The organism is Paenisporosarcina sp. P4_E4_2 (genome assembly GCF_056401595.1).
This window is the reverse complement of the sequence record NZ_JBFUJC010000295.1, coordinates 1-3,929: the sequence shown is the minus strand read 5'-3', so window position 1 is coordinate 3,929 and position 3,929 is coordinate 1. Positions and strand designations below refer to the sequence as shown.

Annotated in this window: 6 protein-coding genes; 5 read left to right on the top strand and 1 reads right to left on the bottom strand. The window is 40.0% G+C overall.

Going from position 1 to position 3,929, the window contains the following annotated elements; all coding sequences use genetic code 11:
* The 3 genes from AC1DSB_RS15765 to AC1DSB_RS15755 form a co-directional block, all read left to right on the top strand.
* Positions 1 to 383, top strand: a 383-nt coding sequence (locus tag AC1DSB_RS15765; RefSeq protein ID WP_477587069.1) for a sensor histidine kinase, incomplete at its 5' end; no start/stop codon positions are given.
* Between the two features lie 12 nt (positions 384 to 395).
* The gene (locus AC1DSB_RS15760) at positions 396 to 1,043 is read left to right on the top strand and encodes a response regulator (RefSeq protein WP_016429201.1); all 648 of its coding nucleotides are present in this window, start codon (positions 396 to 398) and stop codon (positions 1,041 to 1,043) included.
* A gap of 15 nt (positions 1,044 to 1,058) precedes the next feature.
* A complete protein-coding gene (locus AC1DSB_RS15755) occupies positions 1,059 to 1,598 on the top strand; it encodes an NADPH-dependent FMN reductase (protein ID WP_016429200.1) in 540 nt (179 codons plus the stop codon).
* A 236-nt stretch (positions 1,599 to 1,834) separates the two neighbouring features.
* Here AC1DSB_RS15755 and rsgA read toward each other — a convergent pair whose 3' ends face one another.
* On the bottom strand, positions 1,835 to 2,929 hold the full coding sequence (gene rsgA, locus AC1DSB_RS15750; RefSeq protein WP_477531944.1) for a ribosome small subunit-dependent GTPase A: 1,095 nt from the start codon (positions 2,927 to 2,929) through the stop codon (positions 1,835 to 1,837).
* Positions 2,930 to 3,345: 416 nt separating this feature from the next.
* Between rsgA and AC1DSB_RS15745 the strand changes: the two genes are divergently transcribed.
* Both AC1DSB_RS15745 and AC1DSB_RS15740 read left to right on the top strand, forming a co-directional pair.
* Positions 3,346 to 3,489 (top strand): hypothetical protein, encoded by a 144-nt coding sequence (locus tag AC1DSB_RS15745; RefSeq protein ID WP_477531933.1) that lies wholly within the window; start codon positions 3,346 to 3,348, stop codon positions 3,487 to 3,489.
* 357 nt (positions 3,490 to 3,846) lie between these two features.
* The coding region (locus AC1DSB_RS15740; RefSeq protein WP_477587070.1) for a hypothetical protein at positions 3,847 to 3,929 on the top strand (83 nt) is incomplete at its 3' end.

The window sequence follows — 3,929 nt, the reverse complement described above, 5'->3', positions numbered from 1 at the left end:
AGGGTCTTGAAACCGGCTTGGATGAAGGGATAAAAGGCTATGCAGAAATGATTGGTTTCTCCTTGAAAGTGAATGTAACCGGGGTTAATAACTTGCCATCACGCATAGAAGAAACTTTGTTCCGTATAGCACAAGAAGGATTAAATAATGTCCGTAAACATTCAGGTGTGCAGGAAGCTGAATTATTCATCACGGTGACACCTTCCGATATGTTACTCGTTTTGAAAGATGAAGGATGCGGATTTCAAATGGATAAAAATGTACGAATTCCTTCCATCGGTTTACAGAGTATGCGCGACCGTGCCCAGGCTGCTGGTGGATCCGTAGATTGGGTGAGTGAAATTGAAAAAGGAACGGAACTGTTAATCCGTTTGCCATATTAAGGAGGGATCTGCATGATACGAGTGCTGATTGCGGATGATCATCATGTTGTTCGCCGCGGTTTATTATTTTTCTTGAAAACGCAAAAAGACATGGATGTGGTGGGAGAAGCGACCAATGGGAAGGAAGCTGTTGAATTGACAGCAAGTCTCAGACCCGATATTGTATTAATGGATTTAGTTATGCCAATAATGGATGGGATTCAAGCAACGAAAAAGATCAAAGAACAGTACCCGCAAACAGAAGTGCTGATGCTTACGAGCTTTTCAGATCGTGATCATGTCATTCCTGCTATTGAAGCGGGAGCTGCAGGCTATCAACTAAAAGATATTGAACCTGACGATTTAGTGGAATCCATCCGCAAACTGATGCGTGGGGAAAATACGTTGCATCCGCTTGCCACATCGGAACTGATGAAGGTCCGGGAACCGCAAATTGATCCACCGCACAAATTATATCCTTTGACTCCACGAGAGCAGGATGTTTTATCTGAGCTTACAAAAGGGAAAAGCAATAGAGAGATCGCTTCCTCATTGTTTGTCACGGAAAAAACAGTCAAAACCCACATATCCAATATTTTTTCAAAACTACACGTCCAAGACCGCACACAAGCCGCACTTTATGCAGTAAAGCATGGACTAACTGAACCGAGCGGACTGTAAAAGGAGAGAATGAACATGAAAATTTTAGTCATAAGTGGAGGACCACGTAAACATGGTCGTACCGCAATTGCAGCTCGATTTATTGAACGTACTTATGGATTCCATACAATGGATTTAAGTGTAATGGGAATGCCGATGTACACTGGAGAAGAAGAGCAAGCAAATGAGTCTGTTGTAAAATCTTTACGTCAAGCTGTGCTAGAAGCTGATGCTGTATTGTTGTTATCACCTGAATATCACAGTGCCATGAGTGGAGCGCTGAAAAATGCATTGGACTTCCTGGGCAGTACACAGTTTCTACATAAACCAGTCGGCTTACTTGCTATCGCTGGTGGAGGAAAAGGTGGCATCAATTGCTTGAATAATATGCGTACAGTGATGCGAGGCGTTTATGCCAATGCAATTCCACGCCAGTTGGTGCTTGATCCAAGTACATTTGATTATGACCGAGATGGTCTAGTAAAAGAAGCGGCTGAACAAGTCGATGGCTTAATCGAGGAATTGAAAATGTACGCACGGATCGGGAATGAAATGAAATCGCAAAGTTTGATTTAAAAAGTTGAGAACCGACCTGTTATGGTTGGTTCTCAACTTTTTGCTTTGGTATAGGATTGATCAGTTAAATGTTGTATGTTGATGTACTATTAGTGGAGTTAGTTGTTAATTATTGGGTGATTAAATCTCGATTGATGCCGATTAAACCAGCTCAAGAGCCGATTAAACAGATATAGACAGAGAAATGCCTAATCAAACAAAAAGCCAACCCATGAAATAGAGGTTGGCCATTTTTGTTATCCTTTTTTAGTAGGTCTTTTCCGCATATCTTTCGTAATTTGTTTCCATTTCCCTCGCTCTGCTTTTTGGGCAGCAGCATCCGCTTTTCGTTCCATGTAAGCAAGCTCACGTTTTAGTTTTTCATAGCTTGCATATCGTTCTTGTGTCAGGGAGCCATTATTCAACGCTTCCTGCACACCACATCCAGGTTGGCCATTATGTTGGCAATCTGTAAAGCGGCATGTTCTCGCAAATTGCTCTACGTCCTTAAAGCCAGTATCTAAACTTTCACTGTTATCCCACATTTGGAATTCACGCATACCAGGAGTGTCAATCAACAGACCGCCTCCAGGCATTCGGAACAATTCTCGATGAGTTGTCGTATGGCGGCCTTTATCATCATCTTCTCGAATGTCCTGAACGGCCATGACATTCTCACCGCATAGTGCATTGGTTAAAGAAGATTTCCCTACACCAGATGAGCCCAGCAACGCAGCAGTTTTGCCGTCTTTCAATAAGTCTTGAAGTTCGTCAATGCCTTCTCCGGTAACACTGCTGACGACATGTATCGGTACACCAAATGCCACCGATTCAGCTTGATCCACATAAAAATGTGGATCATCACAGACATCTTTTTTCGTTAAAACGATAACAGGGTTTGCGCCTGAGTCCCAAGCTGCAACCAAATATCGTTCCAATCGACGAAGGTTGAAATCCATGTTCAAAGACATGACGAGAAAGACGATATCTACGTTAACGGCTACAATTTGTTCTACCGTTGTACCACCCGCTACTTTTCGTGAAAATATAGAAGTTCGTGGCAGTATGTTTCGAATGATACCTTTTTCTTCACCTGGCATGTTTTCAACCGCTACCCAATCACCGACAGCCGGATAGTCCCGGCGTTCATGTGCCTGGTGTTTTAAGCTGCCGGAAAGGGAAGCTAGCCATTCACCTTCATCTGTCACCACTCTGTACATATGTTTATGTTCAAGCAATACGCGTCCAATAACGCAAGCTTGCAACTTTTCATTCGAGGATTGGTCTTGCCATTTCGTTTCTAAAGACTCGTTCCATCCGTAATTTTTAATTGTTTTCAATGTGTTAATCATTTTCAATGTGTGTTCCTCCTGATTTGTGTATAAGAAAATTGGAATGCGCCATATGCGCTTCAGTCCATTTACATTTTCTTGGGAAATAAAAAAAACCGTGGCTGCGAAAGGCAGTCACGGTTCATACACATCACAAAAGAAACGTTCTACTTGTTAGAAAGCATACGTGTGATGAGATACCTGGAACATGCCAATTCGCAATTTTACGTTCTCAATTAAATTTGCCATAATACCTCACCTGCTTTCGATTTAATAAAGTAACCATAACAAAATCATATTCATCATGTCAATACTATATGTGAGAAATTTTACTCAATTCCGAAAAAAATGAAAGCAATGTTTATATTCCTGTAACGGAGGGGTATCGTACTTGTAAGTTAAATGAACAAAAAACATACAAAATTGGAGGAATTAACATGATGACGAATTCAATTGCCGGTCAAAAATGGTGGAAAATTGGTGCTGCTTCTTTCCTGACAGTAGGTTTACTAGGGGCATGTGGTGATGGAGACGATGAAGATGTTGAGAATGAAATCCAAGATGAACAAGACTCTGAATAAGACTTCAAAAAAAACCGCCGATATGGCGGTTTTTTTATGGATTAAAAGTAATATGGTTTGGTTTTTTTATAAAAAATATTACATGCACTTGAACATTTTAGAATGGAGTTAGTAAGATGCTGGGGGAAAACTATATATGTAAGTTTTGGTAATTGTTATATTATTGAAACCGATTTTCACCGATTACGTCTACTTCTAGTCGTCTCTTAGAATTATTATTGATAGGATATTCTTTTACTTTAAAGGAACAAATTTTTGTTTTTAAATTCTCGGTTTAAAGTTTCATGATGTACACGAACAATCTATGATACTATTTTGTATTGTAAATATAAGCTTTCTAGTTAGTGGGGTTTTCATATGTTTTCTCAATCATTTTTACAATTAAATACTATTTTTATCAGCATATTAATAGAATCCATACCTTTTGTGCTGATTGGTGT